The 21,500-nt window shown below is 46.1% G+C and carries 22 protein-coding genes, 1 tRNA gene and 1 pseudogene; 8 read left to right on the forward strand and 16 right to left on the reverse strand.

Annotated features, from left to right (window positions below):
* The first annotated feature begins 39 nt into the window (after positions 1-39).
* Positions 40-1,101: a hypothetical protein gene (locus tag LQZ19_RS09545; RefSeq protein WP_411047439.1), complete on the forward strand. Its 1,062-nt coding sequence runs from the start codon at positions 40-42 to the stop codon at positions 1,099-1,101.
* Between the two features lie 17 nt (positions 1,102-1,118).
* On the opposite strand, the gene LQZ19_RS09550 is transcribed toward LQZ19_RS09545, so the two are convergent.
* From LQZ19_RS09550 to LQZ19_RS09565, 4 genes are all read right to left on the reverse strand, one after another.
* Positions 1,119-1,967 (reverse strand): DEAD/DEAH box helicase family protein, encoded by an 849-nt coding sequence (locus LQZ19_RS09550; protein ID WP_411047440.1) that lies wholly within the window; start codon positions 1,965-1,967, stop codon positions 1,119-1,121.
* Between the two features lie 240 nt (positions 1,968-2,207).
* Complete coding sequence (locus LQZ19_RS09555) at positions 2,208-2,474, reverse strand: hypothetical protein (protein WP_411047441.1); 267 nt, start codon at positions 2,472-2,474, stop codon at positions 2,208-2,210.
* 232 nt (positions 2,475-2,706) lie between these two features.
* On the reverse strand, positions 2,707-3,150 hold the full coding sequence (locus LQZ19_RS09560; protein WP_411047442.1) for a hypothetical protein: 444 nt from the start codon (positions 3,148-3,150) through the stop codon (positions 2,707-2,709).
* Between the two features lie 371 nt (positions 3,151-3,521).
* Positions 3,522-3,707 (reverse strand): hypothetical protein, encoded by a 186-nt coding sequence (locus LQZ19_RS09565; protein WP_411047443.1) that lies wholly within the window; start codon positions 3,705-3,707, stop codon positions 3,522-3,524.
* Between the two features lie 110 nt (positions 3,708-3,817).
* On the opposite strand from LQZ19_RS09565, the gene LQZ19_RS09570 reads away from it, so the two are divergent.
* Complete coding sequence (locus tag LQZ19_RS09570; RefSeq protein ID WP_411047444.1) at positions 3,818-4,177, forward strand: helix-turn-helix transcriptional regulator; 360 nt, start codon at positions 3,818-3,820, stop codon at positions 4,175-4,177.
* A 24-nt stretch (positions 4,178-4,201) separates the two neighbouring features.
* Here LQZ19_RS09570 and LQZ19_RS09575 read toward each other — a convergent pair whose 3' ends face one another.
* From LQZ19_RS09575 to flcA, 7 genes are all read right to left on the reverse strand, one after another.
* Positions 4,202-5,212 (reverse strand): tyrosine-type recombinase/integrase, encoded by a 1,011-nt coding sequence (locus LQZ19_RS09575; protein ID WP_411047445.1) that lies wholly within the window; start codon positions 5,210-5,212, stop codon positions 4,202-4,204.
* 70 nt (positions 5,213-5,282) lie between these two features.
* Positions 5,283-5,933, reverse strand: a complete 651-nt coding sequence (locus tag LQZ19_RS09580; protein ID WP_411047446.1) for a hypothetical protein — start codon at positions 5,931-5,933, stop codon at positions 5,283-5,285.
* A 153-nt stretch (positions 5,934-6,086) separates the two neighbouring features.
* Positions 6,087-6,818, reverse strand: coding sequence for a rolling circle replication-associated protein (locus LQZ19_RS09585; RefSeq protein WP_411047447.1), 732 nt, complete (start codon positions 6,816-6,818; stop codon positions 6,087-6,089).
* 9 nt (positions 6,819-6,827) lie between these two features.
* Positions 6,828-7,073, reverse strand: coding sequence for a helix-turn-helix transcriptional regulator (locus tag LQZ19_RS09590; RefSeq protein WP_411047448.1), 246 nt, complete (start codon positions 7,071-7,073; stop codon positions 6,828-6,830).
* Between the two features lie 143 nt (positions 7,074-7,216).
* A complete protein-coding gene (locus LQZ19_RS09595; RefSeq protein WP_411047449.1) occupies positions 7,217-8,128 on the reverse strand; it encodes a site-specific integrase in 912 nt (303 codons plus the stop codon).
* 318 nt (positions 8,129-8,446) lie between these two features.
* Positions 8,447-8,518: transfer RNA gene (locus LQZ19_RS09600), tRNA-Val, on the reverse strand.
* Between the two features lie 73 nt (positions 8,519-8,591).
* Entirely contained in the window at positions 8,592-12,608 is a 4,017-nt protein-coding gene (gene flcA, locus LQZ19_RS09605; RefSeq protein WP_411047450.1) for a periplasmic flagellar collar protein FlcA, read from the reverse strand.
* 79 nt (positions 12,609-12,687) lie between these two features.
* Here flcA and LQZ19_RS09610 point away from each other — a divergent pair, with 79 nt between their 5' ends.
* Positions 12,688-13,434 (forward strand): early set domain-containing protein, encoded by a 747-nt coding sequence (locus LQZ19_RS09610; protein WP_411047451.1) that lies wholly within the window; start codon positions 12,688-12,690, stop codon positions 13,432-13,434.
* Positions 13,435-13,455: 21 nt separating this feature from the next.
* Positions 13,456-16,782 (forward strand): ATP-binding protein, encoded by a 3,327-nt coding sequence (locus LQZ19_RS09615; protein ID WP_411047452.1) that lies wholly within the window; start codon positions 13,456-13,458, stop codon positions 16,780-16,782.
* A gap of 14 nt (positions 16,783-16,796) precedes the next feature.
* Here LQZ19_RS09615 and LQZ19_RS09620 read toward each other — a convergent pair whose 3' ends face one another.
* A complete protein-coding gene (locus tag LQZ19_RS09620; RefSeq protein ID WP_411047453.1) occupies positions 16,797-16,976 on the reverse strand; it encodes a hypothetical protein in 180 nt (59 codons plus the stop codon).
* A gap of 222 nt (positions 16,977-17,198) precedes the next feature.
* Here LQZ19_RS09620 and LQZ19_RS09625 point away from each other — a divergent pair, with 222 nt between their 5' ends.
* Positions 17,199-17,732, forward strand: a complete 534-nt coding sequence (locus LQZ19_RS09625; protein ID WP_411047454.1) for a DinB family protein — start codon at positions 17,199-17,201, stop codon at positions 17,730-17,732.
* Between the two features lie 18 nt (positions 17,733-17,750).
* Here LQZ19_RS09625 and LQZ19_RS09630 read toward each other — a convergent pair whose 3' ends face one another.
* From LQZ19_RS09630 to LQZ19_RS09645, 4 genes and pseudogenes are all read right to left on the reverse strand, one after another.
* Positions 17,751-18,119: a nitroreductase family protein gene (locus LQZ19_RS09630; RefSeq protein WP_411047455.1), complete on the reverse strand. Its 369-nt coding sequence runs from the start codon at positions 18,117-18,119 to the stop codon at positions 17,751-17,753.
* Positions 18,120-18,177: 58 nt separating this feature from the next.
* A complete protein-coding gene (locus tag LQZ19_RS09635) occupies positions 18,178-18,723 on the reverse strand; it encodes a pyridoxamine 5'-phosphate oxidase family protein (RefSeq protein WP_411047456.1) in 546 nt (181 codons plus the stop codon).
* On the reverse strand, positions 18,704-19,438 hold the full coding sequence (locus tag LQZ19_RS09640) for a type 1 glutamine amidotransferase (protein ID WP_411047457.1): 735 nt from the start codon (positions 19,436-19,438) through the stop codon (positions 18,704-18,706). The genes LQZ19_RS09635 and LQZ19_RS09640 overlap by 20 nt, the downstream gene beginning before the upstream one ends.
* A gap of 26 nt (positions 19,439-19,464) precedes the next feature.
* Positions 19,465-19,879: pseudogene (locus LQZ19_RS09645) on the reverse strand (nitrogenase component 1).
* On the opposite strand from LQZ19_RS09645, the gene LQZ19_RS09650 reads away from it, so the two are divergent.
* The 3 genes from LQZ19_RS09650 to LQZ19_RS09660 all read left to right on the forward strand — a co-directional run bounded on the left by LQZ19_RS09650 (position 19,785) and on the right by LQZ19_RS09660 (position 21,316).
* Positions 19,785-20,048: a hypothetical protein gene (locus LQZ19_RS09650; RefSeq protein WP_411047461.1), complete on the forward strand. Its 264-nt coding sequence runs from the start codon at positions 19,785-19,787 to the stop codon at positions 20,046-20,048. The pseudogene LQZ19_RS09645 and the gene LQZ19_RS09650 sit on opposite strands and share 95 nt — an antisense overlap.
* A gap of 322 nt (positions 20,049-20,370) precedes the next feature.
* Complete coding sequence (locus LQZ19_RS09655; protein WP_411047458.1) at positions 20,371-20,748, forward strand: hypothetical protein; 378 nt, start codon at positions 20,371-20,373, stop codon at positions 20,746-20,748.
* Complete coding sequence (locus LQZ19_RS09660) at positions 20,690-21,316, forward strand: nucleotidyl transferase AbiEii/AbiGii toxin family protein (protein ID WP_411047459.1); 627 nt, start codon at positions 20,690-20,692, stop codon at positions 21,314-21,316. Before LQZ19_RS09655 ends, LQZ19_RS09660 begins: the two co-directional genes overlap by 59 nt.
* Positions 21,317-21,500: the final 184 nt, after the last annotated feature.

The following is a 21,500-nucleotide window of genomic DNA, read 5'->3' on the forward strand; positions in this document are numbered from 1 at the left end:
GGCAAAAACGATAATGAAGGCAAAATAAGAGAGGTAAATATGACATCATACGAATTAATGGCGCTCTATGATAATATGTTAGTAGAAATAAATAAACTGAGTTCTTATACTACCGATATATTAAAATTATTGGACGGAATTGATAGAAAAATTGATATTATCAATGACCTCGTTATTTCAAGAGGGTTAGATACAAACAGCATAAGTCAAATTACAAATTCAAGAAGAGAAATAATAAATCAGGTGGACACTTTTGCTACTAATTTTGATATGTTAAAAAATCATTTGGACTTAATAAATATAAAAAAATCAATTTCAGATAAAAAAACTCAAAATCTATATCTGAATTTTACGGATGAAATAAATAATATTGAAGAGTTACTGTCCTTATATGATGAAGTAACTACTAAAATTTATTCTTACATTAAAAGTAAGAATCATAACGATTTAATGGTAATGTTCAGAAGTATTAATGTTGCTTTAAATAAATACAAGGAGATTAATAATGAATACAAAAAAATAAGCGAATATGTAAAAAGGCTCGAAACAGAAATAGGTAAAGACATGGCCGAGAGCGGTGCAGAAATTTATCTACATTTCTTTAATGAAAATATTGATTTCTCTAAATTTATTGAACACTTTAATTCTATTCAGATAATTTATGATGAAATTGGATATTATATCAATAGTGAAACTATAGATTTGAAAATCATAAAAATTGAATCCGGCTCATTTCTTGATAAATTACTTGGTGATAAAAATATCATAAAAATTATTTGCGAAATTTTAGATAAATTAATTGTACTTATATTTAATAAATTTACATTTGAAGGAAAATTAGCAAGAAAAAAAGAGCTCGCAGATTACCTCGTTACTGAAATTGATTTATTCGAAAAATTAAAGTCAGCTGGAATAGATGTTGACGATAGCGCAAAGGAGAATTTAAATAAAACATTTACTATTATTTCAAAAGAGGTTTTGAATTTAGCTAGTAGTAGTTCAAGAATACAAGTCAATGAAAAAACATATTCCGTTGAAGAATCAATGGGGGAAAAATACTTAACTGAATATAAAACATTATTAATAGAGGATAAAGAATAGTAAATTACCGATTCCCCCTATGTATGGCTGTTGGTCGGCTGGGTTAAATAGGCATTAGGAAGAACGCCGATATCGAATACTTCACCGTCCTCAAAATCTTCCCTTCTAAAACGCTGAGAAAATACCTCATATTCCTGATCAAACTTATTCCCTTCCGGAGTGTCGAAGGCTGCGAAAGCCTGTGCCGCCTGGGCGGCTAAGGCTCGCCGGTCAACCAGAAAGAGTATCCGTTTGGCATAACCGGATTTTAAGAGGCGGTATATCATTGATACAGCGGTAAAGGTCTTCCCCGTTCCGGTTGCCATGGCAAGCATCATCCGCTGTTTTTTCTCTAACAAGCCGATCTCAAACGCTTTTATGGCATCCTTTTGATAAGGCCGCAGCCGATCTATTTCATTTGGGGTAGTACTGAGCCATTCCCGCGCCAAATCATAGTCCCTGTTAAAAAGTTCTTCCATAGCATCGGGAGTATGAAAATCAAGGATTTCCCGGGAATAATAGCCATCCTCCCGGACATCGGCAAAATGAATCTCAACTCCATTAGATGCATATAAGAAGGGTACCTTGAAATCATTCCAGGAACCAATCGTTTTTTTACACCCGGCAGCGTATCGTTTGGCTTGTTCAAGTACATTTTGGGCGCCGATGCTGACTTTTTTGGCTTCAAGAATTCCCAATAATTTGCCCTTCACCACCAAGGCGTAATCGGCGGGTCCGTTCGCAGTAGGGTACTCTTCAATCGCGTGGGCCTTTAACCTGGTAATATCCATCCCTTCTGTATAGGGAATGATGGCCCATGATGGATTTAAGGAAGTGAGGCGGGTATCTATCCTGGTTTTTCTGGTTATCCACTCGCTTTCTTTCATTGATGGACCCTTTTAGGAGTATTATACCATAATTGGCTGATTTTCGTAAGACAACGGTAATAATTTGGGCAGAGGGGAAAAAATTGTATGAATTTCTATACAGTAAATACTTACAACGTTGGGCGATACTAGATTTGTATATCTTGAAATCAAGTAATTCATTATATGACAAGTAATTAAATTACGGTTATATTTCGATGTCTACAATACGTTCACAGAATATCTCATCCATGTAAACCACTACAACCAGATTTTATACTCACCCTCATCCCCGGCTGCTTCCTTGCCCGGATAACCCTCTAACGGGATAAACCCAAGCTGCCGCAACCGTACCCGCAATGTTTCATTTTTGGACCTGATCTCTTCCGGTGTCAACCCCTCCGCTTTAGCGAAAAAAAATCCAACTAATCCTTCCTCAACTGACTGGTATAAATGCCCAAGCCCACTACTTGTAACAAGCTCCTGACTCTGACGTAGCTCCCTTTCAAACTCAAATATCTGCCTCATGTCTACTCTCCTACTAAGTATACAAAGGCTCCAATTAACGTCCAAGTAAAAATATCTCCGCTATCGCCATAGATTTATGTTAACCGTGGGAAAGTAAGGGAACCCCTCAACGAACTCCATTCCGGGCTACTATGAGGCCCTCCGGAGCATTTTAAGAGGATAGCAATGAATACCTAAATGCTTAAGCCGGGGTTGATCGATTTACCAGACGCCTGGTCCGAAAAAAAGTACATTAAAACTCTGAAAGGTATAACATCTCATTTACGTAGCCGACTACTCTAGCCACAATTCGGTATTCTACTAACGGCGGCTTTACTTCCCCGTTTTCCAGAACCGGACCAATTGCCTTCAAGATGGGAGAATCGTTTGCCACTTCCAGTAGGGCATGATACTCCATTCCAATACTGTACGGGTCCGGAGTCTCCAAAAGAATAGCAGTGGTGTTTTCCCATGGGATTACTGCCGCCGGAACACAATTGAAGTTGTACCTTTTCCCTTCGTAAAGAAAGTCTGCTCCTGCCGGGTTATACTTATAAACTGTATAAATGTTTACCGGATTAAACCCAGGTAAACTGGCATCCTTCGAGATTACCACCGTCTGCCGAGAAGTAGACTGAGCCGACACGATTCCAGCTAACGCCAGAACCAACGTTAACAAAACCAATACCCTCTTCAACTTATACCCTCCTTTTATTTTTTAAGCCGCCTATTGAAATTTCTTCCTGAAATTTCCAACACATTCTAAACTAAAAATCCCCGCTATCGCCATAGATTTATGTTAACCGTGGGAAAGTAAGGGAACCCCTCAACGAACTCCATTCCGGACTACTATGAGGCTCTTAGAGGTATTTTTTACCAATACCCAAACGCCCGGGGAACCAAGCCTTTGATAAACAATGGGATAATGCAGCAAGCTACCAGTAGACCTATAATCCAACCACAGATAAAGAAATACCCCCAATGCATTCTTTTTTCGGGTCCAGTATCAATAGAAATGTTTATCTTCTGTCCCATGTTATAATCCCTCCTAAATATCTGGAGGCCGTCTTATGGGCGGCCTTTACCCATTACCTTACTCTTGTTTGCTGGTTCTTTTACCAACGGAGCTGATCCCAATAGTGATTTTTGGAGAGCTAGAAGTCCTTCCAAAAAATCCTTTAAGTGGTGCTTCCCTTCCTGTGGCAACTCATTGAAGCTTTTTCCTAAAAACTTCATATCCTTCTGATTATTCATAAAATCCTACAATGTTACAATTATATATTTACATTGGTGGACTGTCAAGAGAAATATGGGCAAAAGGGTAAACTTGCCTATGACCCCGTTTTTTGCTACTCTTATAGACAATGAATAAAGATTTAGGGGCCAGACTTATTGAATTAAGGCTGGCTTTAGGGCTTACTCAAGAAAAATTCGCTGAAAAAATCCGGGTTTCCACCGGATATATGAGTTCCCTTGAGCAATCCCACCGAAAATTGAATGTCAGACTTATCAAACTGATAGCCGATTCTTTCGGGGCAAGTGAAAAATGGTTAGAAACAGGAAGCGGTTCTATGTTTACTACCTCCCAAGATACTACCCTTTCAGAAATTATTGATATCTATAACCAATTACACCCGGATTTACAGAAGCTGGTTATCAAACAACTAAAAATCTTATTAGAAATCAATGATAAACTTCCTCCCGAAAAGCCTAAGTCGAAGTAAACCAGGGCCGATATAGCGATCTTATCAGATATCCACTTCCCCCAACCCCCGGAGATACGTTTCCGTCACGGCGATACCAGCATGATCTAATAACTTGCTTAGGCGGTGTATGTCCTTGTTTTTACGATATTCTGTTACTGCAAAAAAATGGCGAAAGTCATGACAAGAATAGCGAGCGTTAATCTTTTTTGCCTCATAGAGTTTTTTAATTTGGTATTTAATCTTGAGTTCTATCGCGTTTACGGTAAAATCGGCAAAGGGATGACGGGGGTCTAATTCGGCGGTTTTAATCGCTGTAATTACCTCAAACGGGAATGCCCCGGTTATATCTTTTCCCTTACTCTGACTTTTATATTTTATTCCCCATAGTTCCATAGGGGGTAAAGCTCCGATCCGAAGCCCCCGTCCTGCGAGTACCGCAAGTATAGCCCCTTCTAAGGGAGGGATAGAAGTCATGATAATATCCATTTCTTCGGGAGTAGGGATTTCTGTTTTTTTTATGGTCTTCTTTGGCGGGCGGGCTTTGGTTCCCCGGAAAGGATTCTTTATGTTTTTATGCCGCCTTTCCAGGAATGAATAAAAAGAGGAAGCGGCGGATATATCCCTTCGGATTGAAGAGGAAGCCCGCCCCTCCCCTTTAAGGCTATAAATATAATCATCGGCCTGGGCAGGCGATAAGGCCAGGGGGTTAATCCCGGCCCGGCCTGCCCAGGTTTCAAGGCTGGTAAGAGCTGCGGAATATCCAATACGGGTATGCTTACTTTTACTCTTCCCAGCATTATTCAAAAAAATGATTTTTTCCGCTTCATAGTCTATCCCGGCAAGATTTGCCATATCGCTTAGTTCCCCGGTCAATCTTTGAGTTATAACCATACGGGCGATGAGTTCAAGCTGTTCCCTGTTTAGATCAGCCAAAGCGGGAGCGGTCTTGGCAATCCTCAAGGCCATTTCCTCTACGTCAGAAACTGGGGCCTGGGTTATCCGCTGGGCTATGAAATCCATCTCTGTTTTCTCTCCATTTACCTGATTTTCCATATAACTAATAATACAATGTTATTAGTTATATGGACAAGTTACATAGCATTTTATAAAACCCCAGACGGATCTACCATGGATACTTTTTCTTCTCATCCACGGCTTTTAGTACTTCATTTATTTTTTCTTTTACAGGAACCAAAGTTTCAAAGAAACCACGATCGCCCGCCTTATCTGGGCCAACATTTTGGACTACTGAAAGCAACCATGTCCGTTTGCATTCATGTAATCGTGCCTCGATAGTAAAATCTGAAATGCGGTATAACGCTTTATGCCTTTTATTATATCTATTTATTATAAAAAACAAATCCGGTTTTACAAAATATTGCAAACTCATGTTTTTAGATAAATGTTGATCTACTATATCCCTACTGTCCATCAATTCAAAAGTATGGACAAGTTTTTGATATGAGTTATTATAATATGCCAATAAGACCTCTTTTATAAACTGCTTCATGTGTAATTCAGTTTCCAGATAATATCCTTGATGCATCGGGGCATTATCTTTTACACATTCCTTGGCAAAGTTTAATAATCGTTGCCTACTTTCTGGATTCTTTACATCGGGAGTATTGGCAAAATCCTTGAGTTTGGTTTGTAGAAGATAGTTTCTATCTATCTGTTTATCTCTTTCTTCTTCCGCAATTCGTTTTTCTCTATCCCTTTTCCATAACTCTTGAAAATATGGGACCATATCAATATCGTTAGAGTCTATTAACATACTTCATTCCCCTCAAAATATATTTCTCTAATCAATCTTAGAGTAGTTACATACTTCATTCCCTTAAATTAAAATTTTCTTTAAGGAAAAGAACCCATCATTGCTTTACGTTATGAAACCCTCTCTCTAATTACTCTCTTAAATATAATAAACTCATTTTATTACCCCCCTGGATATCCGGTATAATCTTATCCGCAATTTGAAAGCCCAATAATTTGTGAATAAACGTGAAATATCATTTTTATTGGCTATCCCCTGTTCCGCATTATATAGGGCTGTTTCAATATCGCTCCCCTTTCCAATCCATTTTGTTACATATCCAATTATATTTTGATTTTCAGAATTGTTTGGACAGATCTGAATATGGACGGCGTTTTTTTGTAGTGTTTTCGGAGAAACTTTACCCCATTCAAATACCCAGGAATCCCATACCTTCCTTGAAAACTCTCTATCCGCTGGATAATACCTTTCCTTTTTTGTTACCGTCAGAATTATAGTTTTCCAACGAACCAGTAAATGAACGTGACAACCGCCCTCACCAGTAGCCTCTAAAACTGCTATATATTTCTTTGCCCCCATTGTTTTAAGCTTTTTTATAAACGGCCCTAATGCCTTATGAACCGCTAACCACGAAACTTTGCAACCCTCAAATGTCTTATCATAGGGCACCGTTAAGGTAATAAACATCAACGATGTATCCAAAATCTCATGTAAAATACCTTCCCTATAGGCAGAGATTAGAGGCTCAGTTCTCCACGCATAAGTAGCATTTCCCCGTTTTGCCGCAGGGAATCTTACTATTGTTCCATCCGGGCGAGTATGTGGTATCATTGTGGCCCTCCTTTGATTGTCTCTAATCTCTTTAAGAACGGATTCAATTTTCATGGGAGCTACTCATCTATAACCCCCTCCGGTCAAAATCTGTTCTGCCAACATATTTAGCTCATAATCCGCAGATTGCTTACCCCGGAATATGAATTGATCCAATTCTTCCCGTTTGAAAAACACTCGCCCGCCCGTCGGTTTATAACATGGTATCTTTTTAAGATGTATCAATTTATACAGATAGGTTTTTGATAACCCTGTATAAGCCGCGGCCTCTGATAAGTTCATTGGTTTTTGAGAAATTGTACCGGCCATAATGCCCTCCGTGATTCGTCTATAAGTCCCCTTCCGGGGCTGCACTATATACGCGTAAAAGAGGGCGATCAGATAAGGAAAAACCGCTTTTTACTAAAAAAAGTGACGTTTTTTTTCTTAATGTGTCATATGCTTACTAGGTACTATTTAATTTCAATACTAGGCAAGGTATCTACCGCTTTTCGTAGACTTTTATCCGAAACCTGGGTATAGATAGCGGTCGTTTTAACCTGGGCATGGCCGCATATTTTTTGGATGGTGTAAATGTCTACCCCCATTTCATGAAGCAAAGAAGGACAAGTCCTCCGGGCAGCGTGCCAAGTGATATGCTTTGGGATACCTGTCTTTTCTACCCACTGGATCAGATATTTATTGGTATCGGTTTTACTCTTTACCAGCAGGGGAAAAACAGGATCGGTAGGATTGTGTGGTACATTATCATTGATAATAGACCAAGCACTGTCATGAAGAGGAACCACAACCCGTTTCCGGGTCTTTACTTGTTTCTTAACCACTTGTACACCTGAGGTGTTATGCTGAATATCCCCCCATTGAAGGCTTTTTAGATCGCTTACACGCAAGGCACAATAGCAAGCAAAAAGAAAAGCCCTCTTTACCTCGGCGCCCAGCTTTCCCCCTAAAGGAACTTTTGATAATTGCTGGATTTCCTCCAATTCCAGGTATTCCCGATCTGGTTCCGGTATAGAAATTGATTTTACTCCCTCCGATGGATCACTAGGGAGGATGTTTTCTCTGACCGCTTGCTTTAAGGCCATCCTGACGGCATAGGCATAAGAAAAGGCCGATTGCTCGGAAAGTCCACAATCCTTTAATAAATAGTCTTGAAAATTGGTAAACCATTTAGCCTGAACTTGCCCCACCTGAATGGCAAGTCCTCCAGGATATTTCTTAAGCCAGGGCAACACTTTGCAAACCCGGTCCTTTTGCTTATCCCTCCCTTCGGACATTTTCTCGATATAACTATATAGGGCCGTCTTACTACCCAACCTATCAATCAATCCCCATTCGCCGGAAAAAAGCTGTTGTTCCCGCATATCACGGGCGATTTTGGCAAGCCGCCAAGTTTCCTTGTTTGTAGCCGAATCATCAGAAACAGTAAGGTGGAGAGCTTGCCAGATTCTTTTCCCATTCTGGTAAATATCCAGATACAGTTTTCCCCGCTTTTCCCTGATATGTACGCTTCCCATTCTCTTTTCTCCCCTTTTTGTCTACATATACTCTACGATATGTCTACAAAATAAGGTAAAATCGAACTGAACAAAAGTCAAGAGAGAAAAATGAGAAAACGCTAATTCCTTATAGGGTAAAGAAAAGAAAAAGGGAGCAAAGCCTGTTTGCTCCCCAAAAATAGCTGGGCGATACTAGATTTGAACTAGTGACTTCTACCGTGTGAAGGTAGCACTCTCCCACTGAGTTAATCGCCCAAAAAGCGGTATCTATCCGCGATTTTCGTATTTTATCATCATGGTTCCCCGTATGTCAACGCGCGTACGCCTTTTACTGCGGGCGGTAGGGTTCAATCACGTCGGTGAACCGGAAATCCTGGGGGACCAGATCCTCCCAGGCGGAGGGTTCCAGCATGTCCTTGTCGATCTGGATGTAGAGCTGGGGTTCGTAACCCGGTTCGGGGTAGAGGGTGTTCCGGGAGTTCAGGAAAGCAAGGTTCATCCCGGGGGTGGAAAGGTCCCCGGCGCCGGCGCGGAGCATGGTGTTGGGGTTGCGGGTAAGGGAGTCCCAGGCGCGGGCGGATTCGGTGTAGAGGCCTAGGGCGCGGGAGCGGTAATTCCGGTTGCCCGTGGCCTTGGTTAGGGCTTCCAGGGTTACTGCCAGGTTGTTCCGCACCACCATCATCCGTTCCGCCAGTTCCAGGTGTTCAGGCCGGTCGTTGGGCATGAGCATGGGGAAGCGGGCGCGTTCGGTGTCCAATAGGTCCAGGAGGCGGTTATAGTAGCCCTGGGCATGGAAATAGTCGCCGCGCATATAAGAGACATTTCCTAGGGCATTGAGAAGCCGGCGGTTCGGAACCTGCGTTGACGAAACCGCGAAGAACCGGTCTAAGGCCGGCGCCCATTGCCCCTGCTGATAATAGGCAGTTCCCATACGGTACTGTATCTCCGGGGGGGCCCAGCCATTCCGTTCGGCCAAGAGGTAGTACTCCAAGGCCTGGGGCATATTCCCCGACTTGGTAAAGTACTCCAGATCCCCCAGATCCGAGTAAAGCCTGCCGAATTCAGGAGAACGGGTAAGGAAACGCCGGTCCAGGGCATCCTCATATATATCAATACCCTTGATGAGCTGTTCTTCGGCGGAGAAAAATTCCCGGCTGCTGATAAGCATCTCCCCCAGACGCCGCTGGGTGTTCAGGCGGTACCGGGTACGCTGGGTAGATTCCTGCGGGGCGGTGTCAAAGGCCCGGGCGGCTATTTCCAGGGTCTGCCGTTCTTCCAGACTGTTGCCGAAATGGTCATAGTACCGGGCTAGATGATAATGGGCTTCGGGTAAACGCGGGTCGGACTGTACCGCCTGGATCAGTACGTCCCGGATACCCTCAATCTGACCGACATGTTCATCCGGAACGCCCCGGACTTCCTCAAACCGTTTATCCAAAAGGTATCCGCCCAATTCAGCGAGGGTAAACGCGGAAATTTTCCGTTTCTTGGGATCGGACATAAAGTATTGCTGCAGCGGGAGAACCTCCCCCAGGTTGTCAACCCGGATGAAATACCTCAGCATCCGCTCAACTATTGGATCCTGCCATCCATATCGTTCCAAAAGCCTGGCGTAGGCGTTGCGGGCCTCTTCATAGCGGGAAGGATCGATTTCTCCCCAAAGCAGGTTGTTATCACCCAAGGCCAGGAGCCCTTCCCTATCATCAATAGAATACTCCAGAACATTTAAACGGATAATTCGATCCGCCTTGGCGTAGTTCCGCAGATAATTGGTTTCCATACCGGCATAATCCAGGGCGCCTTTTTTATCCGTGGGATAATGGGTCAGAAGCTGATCGTACTTTTCCTCCGCGTAGATATACTGCCGCTCATCCCTGAAAGCTTCGGCGTACTTGTAGAACCAGTCCTTCTGACGGTGAAGCCGGAAAGCGCGGTTGAACCGCTCGTTTGCCTGGGCATAACTCCCGGTGGGGATAAGTTCATACCCCTGCTTGTATATCGAATTTGCATGTACCGGGGTATAGATAAATTTATAGCCCAGGTAAAACAGGGAAGCTGCCAACATGGCAATAACCAGGAAAAGCCGCAGTACCGGCAGAAACTTATGGACAAAAATATAGGGGAAGCTGGCCTGTTCCGCCTCCAGTTCTTCACCGGTTTTTTTCTCAAATCCCTTGGGAATGGGAACCGGTTTACCCAGAATTTTTCCTGCCAGGGAAGAGGCTTCCTTGGCGGACCCGCCCCGGACCAGCAGCTTAATCAGGGAGGACATGAGATGCGGAGCGATGGCCTGTTCGGCGATTATTTCCTCAATGGCGATCCGTAAATTCAGAGGATAACCGGAGAGGGTGTTCCGAAGCCGGTCAAAATCGGCCTCGCTTAAACGGATCTCTTCAACCACATTTTCTTCAGGCGCCATCGATCCGCCGGCAGCAGCGGAGGCGCCTGTTTCCATGCCGGCAATTTTAGGAGCATTACCGCCAAATAGATCATCAATACCGGGCAGGGTAAAATCCATGTCGGAACTGCCCGGTCCGGTATCTTTTCCCTCATCGCTGCTAAGACCGGCCTCCCCGCCATCGGGGCTGAACCCTTCAAAGGGATCGATGCCGGCATCACCCTCAGGCGACAAATCAAGGCCAACATCCGGAACCGAGAACTCCCCTTCGGCTTCCCCGCCTTCTTCCGGGTTCATATCCACCATGTCGGGGAAAGCATCCCCAAAGTCCGCTTCGGTAGTGGGCTCCTCGGCCAGTCCTGCCTCAATATCGTTGGCAAACCCATCCAATAAACCATTCATGGCGCCGGGATCATCCCCAACCTCGTCACCGGCCTCGCCGGAAGCGACTTGCGGTTCGATTGAGGATTCAAAGCCGGGGAAATCGGCGTCCGGAGCTAATTCGTCTGTGCCGGGTACGTCCGCTGCGGCGACTTCCTCTCCGGTCTCTTCGCCGGAAGCGGCTGCATCGTCGCCAAAGTCGGGGAAACCGGCATCCAAGTCGAGATCATCGCCGCCGGGCATATCCAAACCGGTATCGCCAAGGTCCGGGAAGGATGCATCGCCGGCTTCACCGGTATCTTCACCGGAAACAGCCGCACTATCATCAAAATCAGGGAATCCGGCGGATAGGTCGAGATCATCCGCGCCAGGCAAATCCAAATCGGTATCACCAAGGTCCGGGAAGGGGGCGTCGCCGGCTTCACCGGTACCGGCATCTTCGCCGGAAACTGCCGCACTGTCGTCAAAGTCGGGAAATCCGGCGGATAGGTCGAGATCATCCGCGCCAGGTAAATCCAAATCGGTATCACCAAGGTCCGGGAAGGGGGCGTCGCCGGCTTCACCGGTACCGGCATCTTCACCGGAAACTGCCGCACTATCGTCAAAGTCGGGGAAACCGGCGGACAGGTCGAGATCATCCGCAGCGGGTATATCTAAATCGGTATCCGTAATATCCGTGTCGCCGGAAGCAGCCGCGCTGTCATCAAAATCGGGAAAACCGGCGGATAGGTCGAGATCGTCTATTGCGGACAAATCCAAATCGGTATCGCCAAGGTCCGAGAAGGGATCATCATCCTCGGTCTCATCAAAAGCGGCATTCAGGTCGATATCGTCCGGAGCGGATTCCCCCGCAGGCTGCGGTTCTGCTGTTTCGGCGTGGATATCACCAAGATCGGCAAATTCCTCATCAAAGCCGATTTCCGCTTCCCCGGGGGCAACGGTTTCGGCGCCAAGATCGGAAACATCGGGTTCCGGGTCTGTTTCTTCGGGTAGAACTGCGGAAAGAGCCTCTTCTATGGCGGTTTCGGCGGCCGGAGGGGGGGGGAGATTAGCGGAACCGCCGCCCAATAGATCAGCAAAATTAAACCCAAGCCCCGGTACCTCAAAGGGCGCTGCAGCAGCAGGAGCCGCAGGAGCAGGGGGCCTAGGAGTGGGAGCCCTAGGAGGAGGAGCCGGAGGAGCGGAGGGGGCAGGGGCTCTAGGAGGAGGAGCCGCAGGATCGGGGGTCCTAGGAGGAGCGGCAGATCGGGGAGGCGGTGGTTCAGGAGTGGGTAGATCGGGAACAGGGGGGGTATTGGTTTCCGGTTCGGCGAAAAGTTCATCCATACCGGTAAGGTCATCATTGGTATCCAAATCAAGGCCGGGAACCGCATCGAAGGCCGTTTCCTCGTCCGGCTCTACAGGAGACGAGGGCGCCCTGAGAGGCGGCGGTGGAGGTGCAACCGGTTCGGAGTTTGGGAGGGGCAGATCATCCAGGGGAAGTTCCAGCTGGGATAGAACCATGGCTTCATCGGCGATATTGCCAAAAGAGGCTTTAAAGTTTCTAAGTTGCTCTAATGACGGCATGCACAATCACTGGACCATAGGCCCGTGGTTCCCCTCTTATTAAGATATTGAAACATCAGCCGATAATTGTAAATAAGGTATGAGAAAGAATATAATTCTGATGCTCCTTGTTGTGATTATCGGCAATATAGAAGCTATTGATACAGAATCTTACCAATTTATCAACCATCTCCTGACCATTCCGGCTCCCGGGGCGCCGGAAATTTTTGATGATGGGGTGATTTTTACCTCCCCCTCCACCCATCGACGGGTGGGGATCGCCTTTGCCCACGAGGGCTTTGCCCGGGTCTATTGGTTCCAAAAACTGCTGAAGGCCAAGGATGAATTGACCCCGCAGGAAGCAAAAAGCAAGAATATCGAGGATCAATACCGGGATTCGGGGATACTCTTCCATGTCTATACGGTACCACCGGAGATACGGGAACTGGAATACCGTCTGGTTATCGATGGCCTGTGGACCACCGATCCTCTGAACCCACAATACCGGATAGATCAGAAGTCCGGAATAGTCCGCTCGATGATAGCGATGCCGGAAATTCAGAAGGTCCCCACCGCCTTTGACGGCCCGCCGGGCACCCTCACCTTTAATTTCCAGGCGCCTTCCGGAGAAATCGTTACTGTAGCGGGATCATTTAATGGATGGGACCCCTTTATGTATGAACTAAAGGAAACAAGGGTTGGCTACTATTCCCTTACCCTCCCCCTTCCTCCGGGAACCTACCATTACGTATTTTTTCACCGCGGCCAACGTATCCTGGATCCATTTAACCACAACCGGGTCTACACCAATGAGGGAATGGCAGCGACAGAAGCGATTGTGCGATAATATTAAAAAAGGGGTACCCCTATGTCGATCCGTTTGAAGGTTATAAGTATCATCATCAGTATCTCACTTGTAATCGTAGCTTTTGGTACCAGTTCCGGTATGATCTCTATTTTGTCCCATCTCAACAGCTCTATTGAAACTGATATGACGAAAATTGCTGAAATTGCGGATCGTCTGGTTTCCACCGAACTGTACCTCCTTAAATCCAATGCCGAACGGGTAACCATATATTTGGTTGATGCGCCGGAAGACCAGTTAGAAGAGATTCTGCAGGAACAAGCCAATACCCAAAGAGAATTCACTTCACTGACTATTTTCAACCGGGAAGGGATCATCGCAGCCTACGGTCCGGACCCTGCCCCGGTGGAGCTTATAAACGATGAATATATACGGCGGACCTTTAACGGAATAAGTTCCGTCAGCACCACACGTTACGATTCCCAGGGAAACCTGTTTTTCCATGTCTATGCACCCATTGGCAGAGATCGGGTACTTGCCGCCACCGTACCGGGAATGTTTTTTAACGATCTCCTTTCAGAGTTTACCATCTGGCAAACCGGTCATATTTTTATTGATGACCATGAAGGTTATATTCTTGCCAACAGACGAGCCGAATGGGTGCAGGAACGCCGGAACTTCATTGAGCTTGCAAAAACCGACAGCGCTTATACGGAAATTGCAAAAATGGTCAGCCTGATGATCCGTGGGGAAACAGGGGTACGTAGATTTTTCATGGATGGGGTTGAACGGCTCTGCGCGTACCGGCCGATATCGGGATCCGTATCGGGCTGGACCCTGGGGGTAATTGCCCCCATCAGGGAAAGCGCCTTAACCAATGTGGCAAACGGGATGATCATGACGGGAGTAATAAGCGTCCTGCTAAGTATTATAGCTGCCTGCTTCGCTTCCGGTACCATTGAAAAGCCCTACGCTGCCGCCAACAATATGCTTAAAACCCTTGAATATCAGACCAGGGTTCTCCATACCACCAACGATGCTGCGGCAGTACTCTTGCAGTCCGATGTGGATCGTTTCGTAGATGCCCTTCACACTTGTATGGATATGTTTTCCCATTGTGTGGGGGTTGATCGTATGCGTATCTGGGAAAATTCTACGGTCAACGGAAAGTTATACTGTTCTCAGCTCTACGAATGGTCCGAGGGGGCGGAGCCGCAGCAGGGTAAGGCAATTACAAAAAATATCCCCTATAGTGAAAATATCCCCGGCTGGGAAGAGAAGCTTTCCACAGGGCAGTGCATCAACGGCATAGTGCGTACCTTTTCTGATGCAGAACGGGGCCAGCTTTCCCCTCAGGGGATCATTTCAATCCTGGTCATCCCCATTTATTTTCGTGAGCATTTTTGGGGTTTCGTGGTCTATGACGACTGCCATAAAGAGCGGGTATTCTCCATCGACGAGGAAAACCTTCTCCGCTCCGGGGGCCTTCTCATTGCCGATGCCATACTACGAAACCAGATGACGGTAGATCTGGTGCAGGCCAGGGAAGCGGCGCTTTCCAGTAACGAAGCAAAGAGCCGTTTCCTTGCCAATACCAGCCATGAGATGCGGACCCCCCTGAATGCCATAATAGGTTTCAGTGAAATGATCCTTGAGTCAGAGGAAATAAGCGGTGAAAATTTAAAAAATCTGGAGAAGATCCACAATGCCGGGATGACCCTTCTGGGAACAGTCAATGACGTACTGGATATCTCTAAAATAGAATCGGGAAAGTTTGAAATAATTCCCACGGTGTACGACACCCCCAGCCTTATCAATGATACGGTCACCCTCAATATTCTGCGTATCGCCGATAAGCCCATCATCTTTGAACTACACCTTGATGAAAATATTCCCCAAAAACTTTTTGGAGATGAACTGCGGATCAAGCAGATCTTTAACAACCTGCTGAGTAATGCCTTTAAATACACCAGGGAAGGCCGGGTTGACTGGCACCTTTCGTCTGAAAAAGACGGCGACAGTGTATGGATTATCTCCAGGGTTTCCGACACCGGTATTGGTATAAAGCCGGAGGATATAGAAAAACTCTACTCCGATTACAATCAGGTGGATACCAAAAGCAACCGTTTTATTGAGGGAACCGGCCTTGGCCTTTCAATCACTAAAAAAATTGTGACGATGATGGACGGAACAATTTCAGTGGAAAGCGAGTATGGAAAGGGGAGTACTTTCACGGTACGTCTGCGCCAGGATTTTATAGAAGACAACCCCATTGGAAAGGAACTTGCCGAACGACTTAAGGGTTTTAGGTTTATTGATGACCGGCGCAGGCAAAATTCCCAGATTATACGGATTCAGTTACCCTATGCAAAGGTACTGGTGGTAGATGATGTTCAGACAAACCTGGATGTAGCCAAGGGAATGATGAAACCCTATGGTATGCAAATAGACTGTGTCACCAACGGTCCCGATGCCATTGATCTTATCCGCCAGGAAGAAACTAAATACAACGCCGTCTTCATGGATCACATGATGCCCGGAATGGACGGTATTGAGGTGGTGCGTATCATCCGCGAGGAAATCGGTACCGGGTACGCAAAAAATATTCCCATCATCGCTCTTACCGCGAACGCCATCACCGGGAATGAGGAAATGTTTTTGGCCCACGGATTCCAAGCCTTCCTTTCCAAGCCCATTGATATTATGCGCCTGGATCAGGTGATCAATCATTGGGTGCGGGACAAAAATCTCGAAGCGGCATTGCCTGTTATGCGTCCCCAGGACGAGGAACATAAAACAGAGGACGGGCCGCTAATTCCGGAGAACACCGTCATTGAGGGTCTGGATTTACAAAACGGTCTGGAACGTTTCGGCGGCGACCATGAATCGTATATCAAGGTCCTTAAATCCTGGACAAGCAACACCCCGCCCCTGCTGGAACAACTGCGGGTGTATACCCCGGAAACCCTGCCGGCATACGCGATTTTGGTACACGGTATAAAGAGCAGCTGTTACGGCATAAGCGCCCAAACTACAGGCGCCCAGGCTGAAGCCCTGGAACATGCATCGAAGGCCGGGGATTTTGACTTTGTACAGAGGAATAACGATACCTTTATAAGGGCAACAGAAAAACTAATCGTTGACCTATCCGCCCTGCTGCTGAGCCTGGAAACGGAAAATCCGAAACCCCGGAAGCCCGAGCCCGATAAGAAAACCCTAACAACGCTGCTTGCGGCCTGCAAAATCCTGGATATTGACGGTATAGATACGGCCATAGAGGACCTGGAACGCTTTTCCTATGATTCCGGCGCGGATCTGGTTGAATGGCTGCGGCATCAGATAAACACATCGGGCTTCACCGAAATAGAGGAGCGGCTGGGAAAGTTATAGGAACCTGCCCATTGTTATTTTGACTGATCCGTACTGCCGCCCGTATCTTCGACCCTTTCAATAACGTATGAATTGCCGGAAGGAGAACCCTCGACAAGACCATGAATGATAGGTAAAAAAATCGCAATTATAGCTATAAGCCCGACCATCAGCAAAGTTAAAAGATAGGGCCTGTTTAAAAGATTGTTTTCCACTGCTCCTCCATCCTGTTGTTATTATCATTTTATAGTAGTACTCCGTAATTGTCAAAATAGGATCACGGGAATAGCGAGTTTATTTGGGTTATATTAAGATTAGATATCATGGGTTCGTGATTATGCGCCAGTAATACTATACATACGTATAGTAATTTTGAAGCCAACCGGATTATTGTATGAAGGCTCTAATCGCAATATACTGATGCTAAGAGGTAAACAATGAAAGAACTGTTTGTAATTAATGCTCAATACAATCAAGAAGCGAATAAGGTGATCCTTTCCACCCTGAATGGGCTTTCCAACGCAGAGCGGGAACAGGAACGGGGCAGTTACTATAAGAGCCTTTCGGGTCTGGTAACGCATATCTTAGGAGGAAACACTTTCTTGCTGGGGATGTTTAAAGATGCGGTGGCCCATAATGATGCTGCTTTCAAAGCCCTGGCTGCCCTGCAAACAGTTTCTGTCCCCAAGGGGTCTCTCTCCGAAGCCCAGTGGAAACAACTGGGGGCCGATATTGAAACGGTTGATAAGGCCTATATCAACTTTACCAAAGCCTTAACCGATGCGGATCTGAAGTCCCCCGTAAAAATCAACTGGTACAAGGGCAATCCCGATTCGGTACCCGCCTTCTTTTTACTCAATCAGCTGACGGCTCATGGGACCCATCACCGGGGACAGGTATCGCAAATATTGGATGAACTCAAGATCGATAACGACTATTCCGGTGTTAGTGTAACATTCCTGCCCAAGTAAGCAGTGGAGCCGTGGTACTCATACAAATCGTACGATATCTTCAAAGGCCTTGCGCTTTTTAGGGCGAATGATATCATTGGAAGGATACCCCAAGGCAATTACAGACCCGAATTGTTTTTCCACAGGAATATGCAATAATTCGCAAATCTTTTTACGATCATAAAGGCCAATAATACAACTGCCAAGTCCTTGTGAAGCAGCTTCCAAACAAACATATGCGGCAGCGGCGACTAAATCGCCTTTTGCATAATATTGACTATCAAGAAAACAATTGATAATGGGACTTAAAACCGCATGTTCTTCCAGAATAATAATGAATGCCCTTGCTGTACCCAGCCAAACGTTTTGCTTTAGCTGCTGACCGCACAATGCTATTTGACTAACCATGTAGTGGAACTCGTTACCCCTTTTAACTCACAAAAAATATTTTGCACTGCCCAGGATTTCACAGCGATTCTCCCCGTTTAAATAACTCTTCCGGTGTGGATCGGTTCTCCTTTGCACTTATACTGTCAGGTTTTATGGCATACACCGCCACGGGATTACCGTCTATGGAGGAACGGTATTTTTCTATAAATCTGTTGGTAATAGCAGCCAGCTTATCCCCGTAAAACCCTGGCATGAATTTCTCTACCAATTGTTTCATTACCGCCGCCGATTCTTCCGCATCGGTCAGCTTGCGGGCGGCGCCAAAGAGCATGACGCTGAAATAGGAGGTATCCGCATGCCAGGGGACATCGTCCTTTACCACGCCATATTCCTGATATACGGTAAAACAAACCTTGGGGCTTTCCCTAAGGAATGTTTCTCTTTTCCCCGATCCCATACCGTGAAAATAAACTGTCCCGTCTTTCCAGACGTAGTTCAAGGGTACCGCATAAGGGTATTCGCCGACATTGATACCAAGAACACCCACCCTGGATTCTGTAAGGAACTTTTCAATTCGTTCGTTATCCGTACACATCCGCTGTTTATAATGTATTTGTTCCATTATTCCTCCATTGGTTTTCCAGGCGGGTAAGAAACTCGTCCATCCACGAATTATCCTGGGTAATATACTCAGCATGACCGAGTAGGTTTTCAGCGCTTTGTATCCAGGGCCCATCAATAAGTTCATTCCCGCAATTTTCTACCAGAGCCGAGATGATCTCAAAAGTATTTTCCAGATGAAACTGAAATGCAAAAACCCGGTCCCGGTACATAAACGCCTGGTGCTTACAGGCTTCGCTTGAGGCTAAAAGAACCGCTTCCGGGGGCAGCATACTAAAGGTATCCCCATGCCATTGGAAAACCAGGGGTTTTTCCGGCAGAAAGGAAAAGAGCGGCAGCGACCGGGTCTCCGGGCTAAGGGTTACCGGAAACCAGCCTATTTCTTTTTCACGATTCTGCGTAACCGTTCCCCCCAGAACACAGGCAAGGAGCTGCGCCCCCAGACAGAGGCCGATGACCACCTTTCCCCTGTCAATCGCATGCTTAATGAATGCTTTTTCTTCGATGAGCCAGGGATATTCCGCATCCTCGTAGATATTCATGGGCCCCCCCATGATTACCAGCCAATCAAAATCACGAACCAGGGGAAAAGGAACATTCCCCGAAGGGTACTCATAGAGGGGGGTGTTCGTCAGCCCCCAGCGGTGGTTTTTTGCCCATGTCAAAATATATCCGGGGTTTTCAAAGGGAACATGCTGCAGGTAATGAATCCTCACTTTTTATTTCCTCCTCTTACCAAACATTAAGCACCCATTCCTTGTTTTTTTGTACTCCAGGCCTCCAGGTGCATGGCCCCATGATAGCCCATAACCGGATGGCGGTACATCCCCGCCCGATCATAGACCGGAAAGCCAACCCGGACCATGGGAACCCCGTAATCAATGGAGATAAATCTTCCCTTGGAATGACCCAGGATAAGATCCAGTTTCAGGTCCTGATTTTTAAGCCGGTCCTCCAGATCCCAGAGATCTGCATTGGTAACGATCTCCAAGCCCTATGGCTAAATCCGGGTTACCGTAAATAGCCACCCGCTTGTCCGCAAAAAACATGTGGGTTAAATCGGTGATCGCATCCAAAGCTATCCCCCGTTCCTTAACCAGCGCTTCGGGGATGGGCTTCCCGGTCATATCAACGGGCTGCAAAAACGTTCGGGACATTAAATTTATTCCCCTGCAAACCGAGTGCTACGATCTCATTATCCGCAAGGCTGATGCCGCAAAACAGCCCTACCGGAAAATTCTGGATATCGTTACCTCAAAGGGATACCGGCTGGATCTGGAAAACATCGGAGGCTTTAACACCCGGGAAACGGGAAAGATACTCTGATGGCATATCCCCATGCACAATGGGCGGGCTTTCTCGGCATATACGGAGCGGGGCGGGGCATCCCCGGTGTTCGCTAACTTGTAGAGTCTGCTTGCGGAGCCCAAGAATCTGCTTGCGCGGGGAAGGGTCTCCTTCAGCAGGGAATTCCAAAGACACTCACACCGTGAATAAACGCCTGGACAAGCTGATCACCAACGGCAATTTTGAGGTGGGGCCGAATCTTTTAAAACAGGGCATTATGCCCCAGCGTCTAGCCGAGAAAAAGGTGCCTGGCATGCAAGGCCCGTTGACATGCCGGTAAACCCATACGATAATAGTAACGATGACCCTAAGCTATGAAGAAAAGATAGAAATGATGCGATCTCTCAACTGGGATTACAACGTATCAGCGGAGGATATGCTGGAGGTGGTAGAGGGCAAGCTCGAAAGCGCCGCCGGCTTTGACCAGAGCCGCATATTTCTGCGCTGCCTTGAACGCGTTCCCTGGCACAGGGTCATAGCGCTTTGGGGGGTGGATAAGGTTAAGGAACTTTATACCCAGGAAACGGCTAAACGTATTTTTCCAAAAAGCTTAAAGGAACGTTATGATTTCGCCATCGCAATTTTACGAAGAGAACCTGTATCCCCTGCAAGATGGGGTGATGAGCACTATAAGCCGCTGCGGGACACGGTTTTTTCTCACCGGTGGTACCGCGCTTAGCAGGGCCTATTATCACCATCGCTATTCTGATGACCTCGATTTTTTTGTAAACGCCGATGCAGAATACGCAGCGCAGTTGGATTTAATTTTCGATAAACTGCAGCAGGACGGGTTTTTCTGGAACGCCGATTCTGATTTTATCAGCGCAAATAATTTTACTTCCTTCAAAGTACGGTGGAATAAATCGGATGCAATTTTGAAACTGGATTTTGTGAATGACGTAGCACCCCGCTTTGGGGACGTGACAAAAACCGCCCTGTTTGACCGGACCGATTCAATCCGTAATATGCTTTCAAACAAATTGACCGCCCTCTTTCGTTATACCGGGAAGGATGTGGCGGATATCCGTGAGATCGCCCTGCATGAAACGGTTGATTGGACTGCGGCAATACGAGACGCTCGGGAGAAGGAAATGGGTATTGAAATACCGGTGGTGTGCGATATTTTACGAGGCATTCCACAAAATGAATTCGACAGCATTATCTGGACAAAGAAACCCGAATGGACGGTCTTTTGTAATGATATCGAAAAGATTGTGTTTGATATGATGAGCGGTTTACAGGAGTAACTATGGAACGAATGACGGAAGAAAGAACGTAATAATGAAGTATACCGTTTTTGCCAAAAATGATTTGAAAGTTTCCAGTAGTATGTTATAATGAATACAAAATGTTACCATGATGAAAACAAAATTCAAGGACTTGTAACAAAATTAGTGTAAACGGCTATACTACTTAGAAGGAGCAAGTATG

Source organism: Treponema primitia, assembly GCF_046533075.1.
Taxonomy (GTDB): Bacteria; Spirochaetota; Spirochaetia; order Treponematales; family Breznakiellaceae; genus Termitinema; species Termitinema primitia_B.

What these genes read in the sequence shown, in the direction of transcription:
- LQZ19_RS09555 (WP_411047441.1), bottom strand. Translation starts at nt 2,474, where the DNA reads ATGAGGCAGATATTTGAGTTTGAAAGGGAGCTACGTCAGAGTCAGGAG.
- LQZ19_RS09635 (WP_411047456.1), bottom strand. Translation starts at nt 18,723, where the DNA reads ATGGAACAAATACATTATAAACAGCGGATGTGTACGGATAACGAACGA.
- LQZ19_RS09630 (WP_411047455.1), bottom strand. Translation starts at nt 18,119, where the DNA reads ATGGTTAGTCAAATAGCATTGTGCGGTCAGCAGCTAAAGCAAAACGTT.
- LQZ19_RS09660 (WP_411047459.1), top strand. Translation starts at nt 20,690, where the DNA reads ATGAGCACTATAAGCCGCTGCGGGACACGGTTTTTTCTCACCGGTGGT.
- LQZ19_RS09590 (WP_411047448.1), bottom strand. Translation starts at nt 7,073, where the DNA reads ATGGCCGGTACAATTTCTCAAAAACCAATGAACTTATCAGAGGCCGCG.
- LQZ19_RS09550 (WP_411047440.1), bottom strand. Translation starts at nt 1,967, where the DNA reads ATGAAAGAAAGCGAGTGGATAACCAGAAAAACCAGGATAGATACCCGC.
- LQZ19_RS09610 (WP_411047451.1), top strand. Translation starts at nt 12,688, where the DNA reads ATGAGAAAGAATATAATTCTGATGCTCCTTGTTGTGATTATCGGCAAT.
- LQZ19_RS09575 (WP_411047445.1), bottom strand. Translation starts at nt 5,212, where the DNA reads ATGGAAAATCAGGTAAATGGAGAGAAAACAGAGATGGATTTCATAGCC.
- LQZ19_RS09595 (WP_411047449.1), bottom strand. Translation starts at nt 8,128, where the DNA reads ATGCGGGAACAACAGCTTTTTTCCGGCGAATGGGGATTGATTGATAGG.
- LQZ19_RS09625 (WP_411047454.1), top strand. Translation starts at nt 17,199, where the DNA reads ATGAAAGAACTGTTTGTAATTAATGCTCAATACAATCAAGAAGCGAAT.
- LQZ19_RS09580 (WP_411047446.1), bottom strand. Translation starts at nt 5,933, where the DNA reads ATGTTAATAGACTCTAACGATATTGATATGGTCCCATATTTTCAAGAG.
- LQZ19_RS09565 (WP_411047443.1), bottom strand. Translation starts at nt 3,707, where the DNA reads ATGAATAATCAGAAGGATATGAAGTTTTTAGGAAAAAGCTTCAATGAG.
- LQZ19_RS09545 (WP_411047439.1), top strand. Translation starts at nt 40, where the DNA reads ATGACATCATACGAATTAATGGCGCTCTATGATAATATGTTAGTAGAA.
- LQZ19_RS09570 (WP_411047444.1), top strand. Translation starts at nt 3,818, where the DNA reads ATGAATAAAGATTTAGGGGCCAGACTTATTGAATTAAGGCTGGCTTTA.
- LQZ19_RS09585 (WP_411047447.1), bottom strand. Translation starts at nt 6,818, where the DNA reads ATGAAAATTGAATCCGTTCTTAAAGAGATTAGAGACAATCAAAGGAGG.
- LQZ19_RS09615 (WP_411047452.1), top strand. Translation starts at nt 13,456, where the DNA reads ATGTCGATCCGTTTGAAGGTTATAAGTATCATCATCAGTATCTCACTT.
- flcA (WP_411047450.1), bottom strand. Translation starts at nt 12,608, where the DNA reads ATGCCGTCATTAGAGCAACTTAGAAACTTTAAAGCCTCTTTTGGCAAT.
- LQZ19_RS09655 (WP_411047458.1), top strand. Translation starts at nt 20,371, where the DNA reads ATGACCCTAAGCTATGAAGAAAAGATAGAAATGATGCGATCTCTCAAC.